Annotated in this window: 6 protein-coding genes; 3 read left to right on the forward strand and 3 right to left on the reverse strand. The window is 70.4% G+C overall.

Going from position 1 to position 16,896, the window contains the following annotated elements:
* Positions 1-30: 30 nt before the first annotated feature.
* Entirely contained in the window at positions 31-5,523 is a 5,493-nt protein-coding gene (locus tag ACZ5NW_RS24420) for a tetratricopeptide repeat protein (RefSeq protein WP_468745999.1), read from the reverse strand.
* Positions 5,517-6,953 carry an esterase/lipase family protein gene (locus ACZ5NW_RS24425; RefSeq protein WP_468746000.1) on the reverse strand — a complete coding sequence of 479 codons (1,437 nt, stop codon included), beginning with the start codon at positions 6,951-6,953 and terminating at the stop codon, positions 5,517-5,519. The genes ACZ5NW_RS24420 and ACZ5NW_RS24425 overlap by 7 nt, the downstream gene beginning before the upstream one ends.
* Positions 6,954-7,267: 314 nt before the next feature.
* On the opposite strand from ACZ5NW_RS24425, the gene ACZ5NW_RS24430 reads away from it, so the two are divergent.
* Positions 7,268-8,011 (forward strand): SigE family RNA polymerase sigma factor, encoded by a 744-nt coding sequence (locus ACZ5NW_RS24430; protein ID WP_468746001.1) that lies wholly within the window; start codon positions 7,268-7,270, stop codon positions 8,009-8,011.
* Between the two features lie 203 nt (positions 8,012-8,214).
* Here ACZ5NW_RS24430 and ACZ5NW_RS24435 read toward each other — a convergent pair whose 3' ends face one another.
* The gene (locus tag ACZ5NW_RS24435; RefSeq protein ID WP_468746002.1) at positions 8,215-8,931 is read right to left on the reverse strand and encodes a uridine kinase family protein; all 717 of its coding nucleotides are present in this window, start codon (positions 8,929-8,931) and stop codon (positions 8,215-8,217) included.
* Between the two features lie 59 nt (positions 8,932-8,990).
* Here ACZ5NW_RS24435 and ACZ5NW_RS24440 point away from each other — a divergent pair, with 59 nt between their 5' ends.
* Positions 8,991-9,398 carry a hypothetical protein gene (locus tag ACZ5NW_RS24440; protein ID WP_468746003.1) on the forward strand — a complete coding sequence of 136 codons (408 nt, stop codon included), beginning with the start codon at positions 8,991-8,993 and terminating at the stop codon, positions 9,396-9,398.
* A 591-nt stretch (positions 9,399-9,989) separates the two neighbouring features.
* Complete coding sequence (locus ACZ5NW_RS24445) at positions 9,990-13,535, forward strand: LamG-like jellyroll fold domain-containing protein (RefSeq protein WP_468746004.1); 3,546 nt, start codon at positions 9,990-9,992, stop codon at positions 13,533-13,535.
* Positions 13,536-16,896: the final 3,361 nt, after the last annotated feature.

The raw sequence follows: 16,896 nt of genomic DNA on the forward strand, positions 1-16,896 counted from the left end.
TGGAGAAGGGGAGTGCGGGCGGTTTCGTGGTCATTCGGGAACAGCGCTCTCCGCCTCCGCCTCCGCCTCCGCCTCCGGCGATCCGGCCGGGGCGGCGGCCAGGGCGTCGGCCAGCTCGGTGAGTACGGCGGCGTCCTCGGGGCGGCGCCTGGCGAGCCGTCGGAGGCGGTTGACGCCGGCCACCCGCTGGACCTCGGTGCCGTGCGGGGCGGCCTGTCTCAGCAGGTCGGCGGGGGCCGGGAGAGCGGATTCGGGGTCCGCGACGTCGAGGAACAGCGCGACGTGGACGGCCAGCAGGTACGGCGCGTAGAAGGGTTCGCCGTACAGCTCGGGCACGGCGAGGAAGAGGGGCTGCAACGCCCCGAAGTCGCCGCGGTCCAGGAGATCGGTGGCGGTGTCGATCGCGGTCGCCAGGTCCAGGACGGCGTCGTAGACCTGGTGCGCTGGGAGCCGGTCGAGCAGTTCCAGGATCCCCAGGTGCCGCAGCGCTTCCAGGTCCTCCGGGTCGGCGGCCAGGAGCCCCCGCACCTCGGGGTCGCCGGACAGCCGCACCCGGTGCTCCTGGAGGAACGCCAGGTCCTCGCTCCAGGAGGGGGTGGCCAGCCACCGCCGCACGAGATCCGTGCGCTCGTTGCCGGCCCGGACTCCCGACAGCGTCCGCTCCAGCCCGTACTCCCGGCTCATGGCGAGCAGCTCGACGAGCAGATCGAGCCGTCCGGAATCGGGGCGCAGTGCCCGCAGCACCTCCAGCGAGGCCGGCCCGTCGTCGCCCTCCAAGAGGGGGAGAGCCTCCCGGAACAGCGTCTCGTACTCCTCCCAGCCGTTCGCGTCGTCCCACGCCGTGAGGAAGGTCTCGATGCCGGCGTTCACCGGTGTCGCGGCCCATGATGGCAGCTCGGGCAGGACCCGGTCGTACGCCTCGCGGGCCGCTGCCTCCTCCTTGAGGACGTCGGCCAGCCAGCGCACGAATCGTCGGGCCACGCCCGCCCACTCGGGGCCGCTCTCCTCCTCGCTCCGCCGGGCGGCCCGCAACAGGTCGTCGGCCGCTCCCTCCGGATCGCCCGTGTCGAGCCGCCAGAAGGCCCGCGCCGTGAGCAGCTGCGCCTGCGGTCCCGCCGGGAACCCGGCCATGCACCGCTCCATGAGGCCCAGGGCCGCGTCGGTGCCCGAGACCTCCCGCTGGCGGGTGGCGAGGTTGGTGAGGGTGCCGGCCAGCTGGGGGAGGTGGGCGACGGGGTTGGCCAGGGCCAGGGTGCGGTAGTGCTCGACGGCTTCCGAGCCGGCGGTGATCGCCTCCTCGCGATGCCCGTCGCGGGAGTGCTGGTTGGAGAGGTTGTTCAGGGCCAGGGCGAGCTTCGGGAGGAACACGGCGGGGTCGGTGCCGGCCAGGGTGCGGTAGTGCCGGACGGCTTCCGTGGCGGCCGCGAGCGCCTCGGCACGGTGCCCGTTCTCGCCCTCCCAGGTGGCGAGGTTGTGGAGGGATCCGGCGAGGTCGGGGAGGTGGGCGCCGGGGTTGGCGGCGGCCAGGGCGCGGCGGATGGCGACGGCTTCGGTGATGGCGGCGAGCGCGGCCTCGGGGTGTTCGCCCCGGCCCTCGTGGAAGGCGAGGTTGTTGAGGCACATCGCGAGGCTGGGCAGGAAGGCGCCGGGGTTGGCGGCGGCCAGGTCGCGGCGGATGGCGACGGCTTCGGTGATGGTGCGCAGGGCCTCCTCGTGGAGTTCGCTGTCGCCCTGCCGGTTGGCGAGGTTGTTGAGGGCTCCGGCGAGGTCGTGGCGGTACGCGCCGGAGTTGGCGGCGGCCAGGGTGCGGTAGTGGGCGACGGCCTCTTCGGCGGTGGCGAGGGCCGCGTCGTGGAGCCCGTTGTCGGCCTGGTTGTTGGCGAGGTTGTTCAGGGACAGGGCGAGGTCGGCGAGGTGGGCGCCGGGATTGGCGGCGGCCAGGGTGCGATAGAGGTCGGCGGCCTCGATGACCGTGGCCAGCGCTTCCTGGTGGAGGCCGTTGCCGTTCTGCTGGTTGGAGAGTGTGTTGAGGGCGCTGGCGAGAGGGGGGCGGAACGCGCCGGGGTTGGCGGCGGCCAGGGCGCGGAAGTGGCCGACGGCCTCGGTGGCGGAGGCGAGTGCCTCCCCGCGGTGGCCGTTCTCGCTCTGCTGGATGGAGAGGTTGTTGAGGGCCAGGGCGAGGTCGGGGCGGAACGCGCCGGGGTTGGCGGCGGCCAGGGCGCGGCGGATGGCGATGCCTTCGGCGGCGGTGGCGAGGGCCGCTTCGTGGTCGCCGTTGTGGCTGTACCGGTTGGACAGCGTGTTGAGGGCTCCGGCGAGGTCGGAGAGGTAGGCGGTGGGGTTGCCGGCGGCCAGGGTGCGGTAGTGGCCGACGGCCTCCTCGGCGGTGGCGAGGGCCGCTCCCCGCAGGCCGTTGTCGCTCTGCTGGATGGACAGGTTGTTGAGGGTCATGGCGAGGTCGTGCAGAAAGATGCCCGGGTTGGCGGCGGCCAGGGTGCGGTAGTGGTCGACGGCCTGGGAGATGGTGTCGAGCGCCGCTTCCGCCTGTCCGTTGGCGCTCTGGAGGTTGGCGAGGTTGTTGAGGGACCCGGCCAGTTCGTGGAGGTGGACACCGGGGTTGTCGTCGGCCAGTTCGCGGCGGATGGCGACGGCCTCGGTGATGGTGGTGAGCGCTTCCTCGCGGTGGCCGTTGTCGCCCAGCTGGTTGGCGAGGTTGTTGAGGGACATGGCCAGGTCGGGCAGGAAGATGTCCGGGTTGGCGGCGGCCAGCGTGCGGTAGTGGCCGACGGCCTCCGCGCCGGAGGCGAGACCGCCCTCACGATCCCCGGCCCTGCTCTGCTGGACGGCCAGATTGTTGAGGGAGCCGGCGAGGGTGGGGAGATGGGCGGCGGGGGCGTCGGCGACGAGGGCGCGGCGGATCGCGACGGCCTCGGTGACGGCGGCGAGCGCTTCCTCGTGGTGGCCGTTGTCGCTCTGCTGGATGGACAGGTTGTTGAGGGTCATGGCGAGGTCGGGGAGATAGGTGTCGGGGTCGGTGACCGTCAGGGTGCGGTAGTGGCCGACGGCGTCGGTGATGGAGGTCAGCGCCCCCTGCCAGTCCCCGACCTCGCTCTGCCGGTTGGCGAGGTTGTTGAGGGCCCCGGCGAGGGGGGAGCGGAAGGCGTCGGGGTCGGCGGCGGACAGGGTGCGGTAGTGGGCGACGGCCTCGGTGATGGTGGCCAGCGCCCCCTCGCGGTCGCCCGCCTCGCCCTGCTGGACGGCCAGGTTGTTGAGGCTGGTGGCCAGGTCGGGCAGGAAGGCCTGGTCGGTCTCGACCAGGCGCCGGTGGAGGGCGACGGCCTCGCTGGACGAGGCGAGTGCCGCCCGCCACTCCCCGGCCTCGCTCTGCCGCACGGAGAGGTTGTTCAGCCAGGTGGCGCGGGTCGCCAGCCCCATCTCGGAGCCGTCGTCGGCCGCCTGCGGCCCCGACCGCTGGGTGGCGATCAACGCGAACCGCCGCAGGTGCGTGTTCGCCGACGGCAGGGTCGCCGCCAGCTCCGCCAGAGGCAGCCATGTCTCCTCCGCCGAGGCGACCTCCTCCAGCGCCGCCACGAACGGCCCGCCCTGCGCGCCGGCCACCAGCAGGGCCGGCATCCACAGCCGCTGGACGCCGGTGAGCGCGGCCTTCGCCAGGCTCTCCGCCGGCGCCCGGTCCTCCGGCGTACCCATCCGCGACAACGCGACACAGGCGTTCAGCAGCTCGGCGTCGTCCGCCTGCTCCAGGCACCGCCCCAGCAACTCCCGGTCCGCCCCGAACTCCCGCCCCGCCAGATGCGCCCCCACCGGGTCCGGCCGCACCGCGAGCGTCCCGTCCTCCGGGGTCACCGGCAGCAGGTCCGCGAAGAGTTCCGCGACCTCGCTGCGCCACTTGGGGGCCCCCGCTAGGACGTCGACCGCCTTCAGCGTCTCCGCCAGCCGCTCCTCGCGCGGTGTCAGCAGGCTGATGCACGCCCCGGCCGCCCGCAGCAGCTTCTCCGACGGCTTGCCGATCTCCGCCGCGTAGGCACGCTTCCAGTAGCTCAGCTCATGGCCGAGCACCTTCTCGTACAACTCCTCCTCGGAGGTGGGCGGTTCGCCCGCGTTCTGCCGCGCCGCCAGCCAGCCCAGCATCACCAGGTCCAGGGTCGTCCAGCGCCGGGCGTACGGGTCGGGCGGCGGGGTGCTCTCCTGCGCCCGCTCCCGTGGCACGCCGAAGCTGCGCAGCGCCGAACGGTAGACGTCGTTCTGCCGGGGGTGGCGGGGCAGCAGCGCGGCGTCCCTGAGGTCGTACGGATGGCCTTCCTCCCGCAGCGCCTGCGCGATCTTCTCGTCCCACCAGTCGCTCACCGTCCGCGCCGTCAGCAGCAGACACGTCGGCGCCTCCCGTCCGCGCAGCTCCCGCAGCAGCCGGATCACGTCGTCGGACTTCGCGTCCTCCGCGTAGTCGACGACCACGAGCAGCGGTGACACCACGCCGGCCAGCCACTCCAGGTCCGCGTCCTTGGGGGAGCGGACCAGGAAACCCGCGTACCAGCCCTCGCCGGCCAGCCGGCTCGCCAGCTCCGCCGCCAGCCGCGTCTTGCCCGCCCCGCCCTGTCCGTGCAGCAGCGCGATCCGGGTGCGCGGGCCCTCGTCCGCCTCCGGGGACTGGAAGAAGTCCTGGAGATAGTCCAGTTCGTCCCGGCGCAGGAACGTGATCACGTCATGCCGGGCCCACAGCTGCTGCAACGGCCCCTTCTCGCCGTCCAGCGGCAGGTACGGCGGCGTCAGCAGGTCCGTGTCCGGGCTCGGGCCGTACGGCAACGGGTAGGGCTCGTTGAGGCTGTACCCGAGACCCACGTCGATCGTGACGCTCCAGCCCGCCGGGTCCGAGGCGCGCAGCAGCTCCGTGCCGTACGCCACCGCCTCCGCCCAGCTCTGCCGCTCGCGCCGCCGTGGATCGCCCGCCCCCGCGCGCGAGGAGACCCCCGTGACGTCGATGGCGAGATACGCGCCGGGCGCGTCCGCGTCGTCGGCCAGATCCGCCACGAAGTTCGGCGGGAGAGTGTCCCAGTCCGCGTTCTCGCCGCGCCGGTAGGCCGCGTCGGCCCGCCCCGACCAGCCCCCGTACCGCCACACCGCCACCACCGCGTGCGCGGGCGCGCCCGGAGTGGCCCCCGGCAGCACGATGATCAGCGGATGCAGACCGGCGTACAGGCACGCGCCCGCGAAGGTGACCGCCAGGTCCAGGCAGGTGCCGTGCCGGGGGCCGCCCAGCACCTCGTGCGGCGGGCGGATCGCCTGCAGGCCCTGCCCGCTGCTGGTCGGCTCGTCGACGTACTGGACGCCGCGCGCCGCGAACGCCTCGTACAGCGCGCGGGCCCGCACCGCGACCGGGTCGTCGGACGGGCCCGGCATCCCCGTGCCCAGGTAGGCGGTCGCGGCGTCCCGCCGCACGTACTGGATGAGCGACCTCGACTGGTGCGTGGGCGACCAACGCGGCCAGGACACCGACGACTTCACCATGACCCGCCCTCCGTCCCGGGACCGACCACACCCAGGCTGTCCGTCACACGGACCACCTCCCCACCCCGCACCCCGGACGCCTGCGCCTCCACGGTGTACAGGCCGGGCGGCAGCGGCCCCGTGAACTCCGCCACCCAGCCGGTGCCGTCCGTGCCCACGGGGACGGCGGGCACCCACCGGGTGTCGTACGGCGGACGCCCGGCCGTCGCGACCGCGCGCACATGCACCCGCGTGCTCTCCTCGGGCGGCGCGCCCAGCAGGGTGACACCCACCGGCACCGGCGCGCCCGCCGGCACCGACTCGTCGAGGTCCAGGCCGAGCCACGGCCGCTCCGGCTGCTCGCCGCCCCGGATCGCGGCCATCGACCCGCCCGAGTAGCTGGTCAGGACGTCCACCACCGCCGAGCAGGAGGCCAGCGGGAGATGCCGCTCCGGCTGCCCCCGCCAGGTCGCCCGCCGCTCGTCCTGCTCCAGCGGCACCGCCGAGTACGCCGGCACCGAACCGTCGCCCAGCCAGGCGGAGTTGGGCAGCCAGGGCGCGGCGTCCTTCGTCACCGTCAGCGTGCCGTCGGCGTTCAGCACCGCCTGGTCGGGCGTGGCGTGACCGCGCGCGTAGGCCGGGATCACGTCGGGCAGCGCGCGCGGATCCGGCGCCTCGCTCCACGCCGTCTCGATGTCGAGATGCGCCTGGTACGACGCCTTCGCCTGCGCCGGCCCGGGGAGTAGGCCGTCGAGTTCGTACGGGTACAGCGTCCGCCCGTCGTCCGCCCGCCGCACCGCCGGAAACCGCGGCAGCAGGTCGTACACCCCCGGCCAGCCGCGCAGCAGCCGCGTCAGGTCGTCGAACCGCAGCGAGCCCGCCCGCACCCCGTTGACCAGCAGATCGAGCGCCTTGGGCGCGCCGCGGTGCGGGGTGCCCAGGGTGAGCAGCAGGGCGCAGTCGGGGGCGCCGCCGAGCGGGCCCAGCCAGTAGCGGGCGACCAGACCGCCCATGGAGTGCGCCACGACGATCACCCGCCGGCGCCGCCCCTCGGCACTGAGGGCGCGCAGCCGCGCGTCGATGTCCGCCGCCAGCCGCCGCGCCGCCCGTACGACGCCCTGCCGGAAGTCGTACGGGAAGAGCACCAGGTCGGCGTACGGGTCGGGCTCCTTGCCGGGGACGGCGACGTCGGTGCGCACGTCGGCGAAGGAGTCCTGGATCTGCCGTACGAGACCGTCGTAGCCGGGAAGCACGAAGGGGCCGGCGAGCCGGATGTCCGGTAACAGGCCGACCGGGACCAGCTCCGTGTCGAGGGACAGCGACTCGGGCCGCCGCGCCGCCCGCCCCAGCCGGCGTCGGTGCTGGTCCCAGCGCGCGGTCCCGTCCGGGGCGCGCAGCACGCTGCCCCCGATGCCCGGGACCACGACCACGACATGCCGCAGCCGCTCCATCGCGACCTCCCCCGTTCCCCGGGCCTTTGCCCGGCGCCGTTCGTCACTCTGTGCGAAGTCCGCTGCCGGCCCAGGCCGTTGAGACCACGACGATAGACCCGCGAAGGCCGCGTCCGGGAGCTTTCCGGCACTACTCGCCGTCGCCGTGCGGCCGCTGTGTCCCGGCGGCGACCGACCCCTGTGACAGCTCTGTGACAGTCGGCGGACACGGCCATGAAGGTCCCCCGGCAAGCTTTTCGGCACAGGCGGGGAAACACGCCGAAGCAGGCCGCACACAGGCCGAACACCTGGAAGTCCACGACGGGGGGCGCGAGATGAACACGCTGCACAGCATGAGCAACAGCGCAGTTGTCACGCGTCTGCACGACGTGCACCGGGGTTCCGAGAAGTCCGGTGTCGTGAGCGGGCGGGGGTGCGCTCGCGGCACCGGGCGGCAGCACACCACCTCTTACATGACGGTGGTGGACGCCGGTACGGGGGAATCGGCTCACGGGGGAGCCGCGTACAGGGAGGACTCGGGGGAGCGCCGCTCGCTGACGGAGGCGGAGTTCACCGCCTACGTCCAGGAGCGCCGCGCCTCCCTGTACGCCACCGCCTACCACCTCACCGGTGACCGCTTCGAGGCCGAGGACCTGCTGCAGAGCGCCCTCTTCTCGACGTACCGGGCGTGGGACCGCATCAGCGACAAGGCCGCGGTCGGGGGCTACCTCCGCCGCACCATGACGAACCTGCACATCAGCGCGTGGCGCCGCCGCAAGCTGAACGAGTACCCGACCGAGGAACTGCCGGAGACGCCCGGCGACACGGACGCGATGCGCGGCACCGAACTGCGCGCGGTCCTGTGGCAGGCGCTGGCCCGGCTGCCCGAACTCCAGCGGACGATGCTGGTCCTGCGCTACTACGAGGGCCGCACCGACCCGGAGATCGCGGAGATCCTCGACATCAGTGTCGGCACGGTGAAGTCCAGCATCTGGCGGTCGCTCCGCCGGCTGCGCGAGGACGAGGTCCTCAGCTTCGGCCGTGACGAGGAGGACGCCTTCGGGGAGCTTGTCGCCTGAGGGTCATGGGGGGCACGGGGGAGCCGTAACGGGGGTTACGGGGACAGCGGTACCGGGACCTGACGGGGGACGTCGAGGGAGCGGTACCGCGGTGGTACGGGGGAGCACCGAGGAGAGCGGGACTGGAGGGCCGGGGGGTCCGTCCAGTCCCGCTTTTCTTTGTGCCTCTGCTTCTTATTACGTGGTCTGCTTACGTGGTCTGCTTACGTGGTCTGCGCGGCCGGGCGGGAAGCGGCCGTGCACCGGCCGGCGGCCGCTGCCGCGAGGCGGCCCATCGCCTCGTCGCGGTCACAGGCGTAGGCGCCCAGCGCCGTCTGACGGGCCACGATCGACCGCTCGGCGCGCATCAGTCGCCAGCCGCGCCGCAGCAGGAAGGGCACCGACTTGCGGCCCTCGCGCAGATCGCGCAGGAAACGGCGGCGGAACGTCTTCACCGCGCCCCGGTTCAGGCACAGCGCGTCGGCCAGCACACCCAGCTCACGGCAGCGCTCCACGATCTCCGCGGCGAAGATGCCCTCCGCGATGAACAGCGGGGTGCGCCCGATGTCGATGGCGTCCGCGCCGGTGCGGGCGCTGAGGGAGATGTCGTAGACGGGGACGTTCGTACGACCCGTGCGGCACAGCTCGGTGATCGCCGCGACGGCGACGTCCGCGTCCCATGACTCGGGGTGGTCCCAGTCGATGTCGGAGCTCCCCGCCACCAGCGGCAGCGTGGGGTCGTCGCCTTCCTTGTAGAAGTCGTCGAGGCGCAGCACCGGGAGGCCGGAGCGGGCCGCGAGAAGGGACTTGCCGGAGCCGGAGGGGCCGCACAGCAGCACGACGCGCGCAGGTATGGACGAAGGGGAACTCACGGGACACCAGTGTGAGGCATTCACCTGCTGTTCAACGACCCCGCGGGTCGGCTTTGAAGCGCGCGTCACATCTCAACTACCCTCTGCGTCGACCTGATTACCCAGCGCAGCAGAAGGTGGCACCGCCGATGGCCCGACACGCTTCCCCCCACACCTCCAACGGCCGACGCGCCCTGGCCGCCCTCGCGACGGCGGGTGTGGCCCTGGCCGCGGGCGCGGGCGCCGCGGCCGCCGACGACGCGCTGCCCGGCGTGAGCGCGGTACAGAGCAGCCCGACGTCCCTCGGCCACATCGATCCGCAGGCGGGCCTCCAGGGCGCGGTGGCGGCGTTGCCGTACGCCACGGGAGCGATCTCCGGCCTCAAGCCGAACCCCCTGGCCGGCACGGGCGTAGACCCCCTGGACAACGGCGTAGGCACCCAACTGGCCGACTTCCAGCCCCTGACGTCCCAGGCCCTGACGGGGCCGGTGGCCCAGGCGCAGTCGATCGGGAGCATGCCGTTGGTGGGGCAGGTTGCGGGGTTGTTGGGGGGCTGAGGGGCGCGCCGATACGGGGCCGGAGGGAATGGTTCACGCCCGCTCCCTCCGGCCCCGCCGTGGTGCGGCCGCGGCTGTGTCGCTGGTGGCTGAAAGTGGGTGGGTGCGGGGCGGTTCGAGGGGGTGACGGGCGGGCGGTCGCCGGGGGCAGGGTGTTGTGCGCCCGGGGCTGTTTTCCGTTGTGCCGGTGGGGTGTTGATCTCTTGACAGGCGACTCGGTGATGCCGCGCCCGGTGGCTGGCGCTCGCCCCACGTCCAGCACGTCATTCGAACGTAGATTCAATTTGGCTGGTTCGCGATGCCTCGAGGGCGAGGTTGTTTGGGTGGCTGTGAGGCAATTGGACGCTGTTGCGCACAGTGCTAATTCGTTGACGGAAGGTAAGGGCGAAGTTTGAATGTGAGCCGAATTTGAAGATCTTGTGAGCGGGGGGCGGGGCTGTCGTGATGCGTGGAGTGTGGCGTCGCAGGCGTCGGAGAACGGTCGTGTGCGCGGCCGTGGCGATCGTGGCCTCGCTACTTCCCCCCTTGGCGGGCCAGGCCTCTGCGCGGCCGCCGGCGGCTTCCACGGCTTCGGCTCAGGACGCTTCGGCGTTGGCGGCCGAGACAGGTGCGCCGGTCGAGGTGGTTTCGGAGCGCACCGAGTACTCCAGGACCGAGGCGAACCCTGACGGAACGTTCACGCTGACGCAGTCGACGACGCCTCAGCGGGTCAAGGCCAAGGACGGCTCCTGGCGCGCTGTGGATCTGACGCTGGAGCGCCGGGCGGACGGGACCGTCGGGCCGAGGGCTTCCGTGGTGGACCTGTCGTTCTCCGCGGGCGGCAGCGGCACCGGCATGATCCGTATAGCCGAGCCGCAGGGCTCGGTGACGCTGGGATGGCCCGGTCAGCTGCCGAAGCCCACGCTGCAGGGTCCGACGGCCACCTACCCGGAGGTCTTCAAGGGTGTGGACCTCCAGCTCACGGCGACATCCGAGGGCTACCGTCAGGTGCTGGTCGTCAAGACGGCAGAGGCGGCGGCGAACCCGCAGCTGAACGAGGTGAACCTCACCACCACCAGCGCCGGTCTGACGCTCGCCCCGAGCGGCGGCGGAGGACTGCGCGCGTTCGACGGGAACGGCAACACCGTCTTCAACGGTCCGGCCGGCCTGATGTGGGACTCGGCCGCCGACGCCGGCGTCCAGACGCAGTTGCTCACCACCTCTGCCGCGAGCGCTTCCGGTGAGCCTGCCGAAGGAGACATGCCGGAGTCGCAGGCGCCGGACAAGGGCGACGCCACCGCCGTCCTGCCCGTACAGGTCACGGACGGCGAGATAGCCGTGAAGCCCGACGCGAAGGTGCTGCGGGGCGCGGACACCGTCTACCCCGTTTACATCGACCCCTCCATGGGGCTGACGGTCTCCGAGCGCACGGTGCTGTCCTCGGACGGGGACACCTTCTGGAACTTCAGCGGTGACTACGGTGTCGGCAACTGCAGCCACTTGGGCCCCTGGTACTGCGGTACGGACTACACCAACCGCATGTACTTCGAGTTCTCGCCGACCAAGCTGACGGGCAAGTACGTCATCGACGCCACCTTCCGTGCCTATGAGACGTGGTCGTTCTCCTGCTCCCCGCAGTGGCTGGAGCTGTGGCGCACGAACAACATCTCCAGCGCCACCCATTGGCCCGGGCCGTCGCAACTGGACCTGATGGGTGACCGGCAGGTTTCCGCAGGACGGGGCGATCTCTGCTCGCCCTCCCAGGCGGACTCCTGGGTGGAGTTCAACGACAATCCCGATGAGACGGACGAGAACCTGACCAAAACGGTCCGCTCGTTCGCCGACGGCAACTTCTCCCGACTGACGCTGATGCTGCGGGCCAAGGACGAGAACGACCCGGACGCCTGGAAGCGTTTCAAGGAGAACGCCGACCTTCAGGTGGTCTACGCCCCCAAGCCCGGATACCCGATCAACGTCGGTGCGATACCGGGAGACGGCACCGAGGCGCACTGCTCGGTCGACGGCAACAACCCTGATGTCGCCACCCGTGTCGACCCCACGCTGCAGGGCAGGGTCCGAACTCTGTACCCGCCTGGGTCGGATGCCGAGAAGGGCTCCCTGCGATCCCACTTCTACGTGGAGAAGAAGACATCCTCAGGCTTCGTCCAGCACTGGCAGGTCAACGCACCAAGCGCCGGCTACGACATCAACGGCGACCTGGAGAAGGTGCTGCTGGCCGGGGGCGCCGACGGCACGGTGTATCGCTTCAAGGTGCTCACACAGTCGTTCTGGACGTACGAGGGCGTCACCACGGCGATCTCCTCCGGCTACTCCCACTGGTGCTACGTCAAGATCGACCTCGACGCCCCCAAGCCTCCCGTGATCGAGCCGGGCACCCCTTACACCGCATCCTGCGTGGATACGGGCTGCGGCGAGCCCGGCGTGGCCGGTTCCTTCACCTTCAAGCCCAACCCCGAAGACGCCAGTGACACCACCGACCCGGACATCACCGGCTACCGCTGGAGCCTGTCGACCCAGGCAGGGGCCAAGGAGGTGGGCTCTTCTGACGCCAACGGGGATGTCGTCACCGTCAATGACGTGATACCGCCCGTGGCCGGTACCACCGTGCTCAGCGTTGCGGCCAAGGACGTCCGTAACCGGTACGGGCCGGTGTCGACCTTCACGTTCAAGGTGGAGCAGCCGAGCGGGCCTGTCGGACGCTGGCACTTCGACGACGGCACCGACAGCGCGACTGAAGGAACCAGCCGCCACAAGATGTTGCTGCAACCGCCGGGAGAAGGGGCCGCAATCTGGCAGGGCCAGGGGCGCCGCGGGAAAGGCGATCACTCGCTGCGGCTCAACGACCACGTCACGGACCCAGCCCGGCAGATCGGTTACGCCTCCACTGAGGGCGGCGCGCCTGTCGACACCGCCAAGTCGTTCACCATTTCGGCATGGGTGATGCTGACCGACGCCACCAAGACCAGAGTGGTTGCCTCGGCTCCCGGCACCTACTCCTCGGCCGCGTTCAACCTCTTCTACTCGGCCACTGCCAAGAAGTGGGCGTTCAACAAAGCGGTCGCCGACTCCTCGACCCCGGCCTACGTCAGCGCTGTCGCGGATACCTCGAATCCGCCCACCGGAGTATGGACGCACCTTGTCGGCGTTTTCGACACCAAGAGTGACCAGGACAAGACGAACGACACGATCCAGTTGTTCATCAACGGCCGCCCTCAAGGGCCCGCGGCCGGCGTGGTTCTGTCGAGCGTGAGCGCCGCGTACGCGCCGTGGACATCGACGCAGAACATGCGGGTGGGGGCATCGAAGGCCGGCGAGTACTTCATGGGCAAAGTCGACGAACTGGCGGTATGGCAACGTGCCCAGTCACGCCCGCTGATCTCGGACGAGGCCAAGTTGAAGGAGAACAGCGAGGAAGCCACCGCCCTCATAGCTTTGTGGGATGCGGCTGGTGCCACCGACGGCGTGGTCAAGGACACTTCCGAATACGAGAAAGCGGCCTTGAACCTGGCCGACGGCGCGAATCTTCAGGGCGATCAGGGCATCGTGCTGAACGGCAGCTCCGCTTACGCGTCGACCCCCGGTCCGGTGGTCGATGAGACGGGTTCTTTCACCGTCTCAGCCCGGGTCAGCCTGGACAAGTCGAACCTTGATACGAAGCCGGTCGGCTACAAGGCGCAGATCGCCGGACAGCGCATCGGCGGGGAATCCTCGTGGGCCCTGTGGGTGATCAAGCTTCCCGACGGGGGCTACCAATGGATGTTCACCAGAACTGCCGTGGATGGCGCGGGTCGGGTGGTGCAGAGCGCGCAGGTTGCGCGGCTCCTCGAAGAGACTGACCTCGCTGGCCAGCCGGTCGAAGTGACCGGTGTGTTCGATGCCCAGGAGATGGATCCGCAGCTGAACGATGCCTACGGCAAGCTGCGCCTCTACATCGGCACCTCACCCGTGACGGACGGCGATGCCCAAGACACCTTCACTGCGGTGCAGCAAGGCAGCGGTGAACTGGCTGTCGGCCGTGGCATCACAGGAGGGACCACCGGGCACTTCCTGCCCGGAGCACTGCAGAAGCTCCGCGTCTGGACCGGAGCTATGTCGTGGGCACAGATCGTGAATCAGATTCCGGATCCCATCGTCTAGCGGCTCAGGAAACACGGCGGGACCGGGCCCAGGGCTGCCCGGTCCGCCTCGACCAGCGCAGGCACACGCATCGACTTGGCCCGTAGGACCGTGCACAAGCCGCAGCCCACCGGGGCCGCACTCAACAGGGGTAGGGGATGACGAACTTCGGTAGGGCTCGGTCAAGCGCACACATACGGGGTTTCAGAAGACGATGGCCACGGCTGGTTGCCGCGCTCGTCGGTTTCACCATGGTCCCCGGATTTCTCACCCCGGTGGCCTTCGCCGCCGATCCGAAACGACTGGGCGCCCCCGACCTGCCGAAGTTCACGCCCGCCAAGGTCTCGCCGTTCACGCCCAAGGTGGACAAGAAGATCGACGCGACCATGAAGAAGGCTGCGGCCGCCGACAGAACAGAGATAGCCCGCGCAAAGAAAGACCAGGCGAGAAACGTAACTTGGCCTACGGCTGGACAGGCCGAGCTCACCCTGCCGACCACCGGATCCGCGAAGGCGGCCCCCGGGGCCCTCCCCGTGACCCTCGCGCGTCCTGAACTCCGCAAGGGTGACGGCAAGAAGCAGCTCCCGATAGCCTCCTCCGTCAGCGTCAGCGTTCTGAACCAGAAGCAGGCCGCTGAGCTGGGCGTCAAGGGCGTAGTGCTGACCGCGACCGGGCCCACCTCCGGCGGCGCGGCCGAACTCGGCATCGACTACTCAGCCTTCGCCTCCGCCTACGGCGGCGACTGGGCCGGCCGACTGCAAGTGCTGCGCCTGCCCACATGCGCACTCACCAACCCCTCGGCGACGCAGTGCCGTACCCGCACCCCGCTCGAGTTCACCAACCACCGCAAGAGGCAAAGCCTCGACACCCGGCTGACGTTCACCGCTACGACCGGCACCGCGGCGAAGTCCGTTGCGGTTGCCGCAGGCAGCCAGACCATGGTCCTGGCGCTCGCGGCCGGCACGAAGTCCGGCGGCGGCGACTACAAGGCCACCTCCCTGGCCTCTTCCTCCACGTGGGAAGCGGGCGGTTCCTCGGGCACCTTCACCTGGTCCTACCCGCTGCGGGTTCCGCCCGCCGCGGCCGGACCCACGCCGCAGGTGTCCATCTCCTACGATTCGGGTGCCGTCGACGGCCGGACCGCGTCCACGAACAACCAGGGCACGGTGATCGGCGAAGGCTTCGACATCACCTCCTCCTACGTCGAGCGCAAGTACGGCGTCTGTGACGACGACGGCCAGACCGACAAGTTCGACCTGTGCTGGAAGTACGACAACGCCTCTCTCGTCCTGAATGGCAAGGCCACCGAGCTCGTCAAGGACGACACCAGCGGCAAGTGGCGGCTGAAGAACGACGACGCCTCCACCGTCACCGTGGCCACGGGAGCGGACAACGGCGACGACAACGGCGAATACTGGACCGTCACCACTGGCGAGGGCACCAAGTACGTCTTCGGCCTGAACAAGCTCGACGGCGCCGGAGCCAACGACCGCACCAACTCGGTGTGGACCGTTCCGGTCTTCGGCGACGACGCCGGCGAGCCCGGCTACGCCGACGGCAGCACCTTCGCCGACCGGTACAAGGAGAAGCAGGCATGGCGGTGGAACCTCGACTACGTCGAGGACACCCACGGCAACGCCATGTCGTACTGGTACACCGCCGAGGCCAACCACTACGACATGCTCGGCGATGACACCAACGGCACCGCCTACATCCGTGGCGGCTACCTGAACGAGATCCGCTACGGCCAGCGCGCCGGAGCCCTCTTCTCCGCCACCCCCGCCGCCTCGAACAAGGTCGTCTTCGGCTATGCCGAGCGGTGCGAGACGGACTGCGGTTCCCTGACCGACGCGACGCGTGACAACTGGCCCGACGTGCCCTTCGACGCCGAATGCAAGGCCGACCAGAAGTGCACGGGCAACGTCAGCCCCACCTTCTACACCCGCAAGCGCATGACCGGTATCGCCACCCAGGCATGGGAAGCCGCTGCCGCCACCCCCGCCTACGCCTCGGTGGACGCGTGGGCCCTGAAGCAGCACTACATCGACCCCGGTGACACCGGCGACTCCACCGACCAGACCCTGTGGCTCGACGAGATCCGGCACACCGGCAAGCGCGGTACGGACCTTACGCTCGACCCGGTCAAGTTCGACCACGAGTCCCGTCCGAACCGGGTCGACGGCGCCACCGACGACATCCTGCCGCTGACCAAGCCCCGTCTGAAGGCCATCACTTCGGAGACCGGCGCGCAGACGACGATCAGCTACATGCAGGCGGACTGCCTCGCCGGCCAGAGCATGCCGAAGGTCGACGCCAACACCCGCCGCTGCTACCCCGTGTACTGGTCCCCGAACGGCGAGAAGGACCCGATCCTCGACTGGTTCCACAAGTACCCCGTCGAGGTCGTCTCCACGAAGGACACCTACGGCGGCGCAGTGGCCGTCCAGCACACCTACAGCTATTCAGGTGCCGCCTGGCACTACAACGAGGACCCGCTCGTCAAGGAGAAGGAGCGCACCTGGTCGGTCTGGCGCGGATTCCAGAAGGTCACCCACCTCACCGGCCAGTCCGGCAAGACCCAGTCCAAGACCGTCTCCGTGTACCTGCAGGGCATGAACGGCGACCGCGTCCTCGGCACGGGCGGCAAGCTGCCGGACCCAGACGCACGCAAGAGCGTCCAGGTCACCGGCATCAAGGCACCGGCGGTCACCGACGCCGACCAGTACGCCGGTTTCGCCCGCGAAGTCGTCACCTACAACGGGTCCCAGGAAGTCTCCGGCACTGTCAACGACCCCTGGTCCAAGCGCACTTCGACTCAGCACAAGTCGTACGCCGACACCGAGGCGTACTACGTCCGCACCGCCGCCAGCCACGCGCGGACCAACATCACCACAAGCGGCACCTCGGTCGACCGGGTCCGCTCCACGGTGACCACCTACGACGACTACGGCATGGCCGTGAAGGTCCTGGACAAGGGCAACGACACCACGCTGGGTGACGAGACCTGCACCCGCACGTGGTATGCCCGCAACAGCACGGCGGGCATCAACGGCCTTGTCTCTCGCATCCGGGTCACCTCCAACGTCAAGCCGACCCCGGTAGCCGACCCCTGCGCCCTCACCGACGATGAACTCGACCTGCCCGGGGACTCGTCCCGCTCCGGTGACGTCATCGCCGACACGGCCACGACGTACGACGCGGCCACGGAGTGGACCGAAGCCCAGACGCCGACAAAGGGCGAGGTGCGCTGGACAGGCCGGGCGGCCGGCTACGGATCGCTGCACCAGCCGATCTGGCAGAAGGTGTCCACCACCGACTACGACACCCTCGGGCGCCCCCTGACCGTCAAGGACGCCAACGACACCACGACCGCCACCACCAC

It is taken from the genome of Streptomyces sp. NPDC032126 (assembly GCF_055580085.1).

Coding starts and splice junctions, on each gene's coding strand:
- ACZ5NW_RS24420 (WP_468745999.1), bottom strand. CDS start 5,523: ATGGTGAAGTCGTCGGTGTCCTGGCCGCGTTGGTCGCCCACGCACCAG.
- ACZ5NW_RS24425 (WP_468746000.1), bottom strand. CDS start 6,953: ATGGAGCGGCTGCGGCATGTCGTGGTCGTGGTCCCGGGCATCGGGGGC.
- ACZ5NW_RS24430 (WP_468746001.1), top strand. CDS start 7,268: ATGAACACGCTGCACAGCATGAGCAACAGCGCAGTTGTCACGCGTCTG.
- ACZ5NW_RS24440 (WP_468746003.1), top strand. CDS start 8,991: ATGGCCCGACACGCTTCCCCCCACACCTCCAACGGCCGACGCGCCCTG.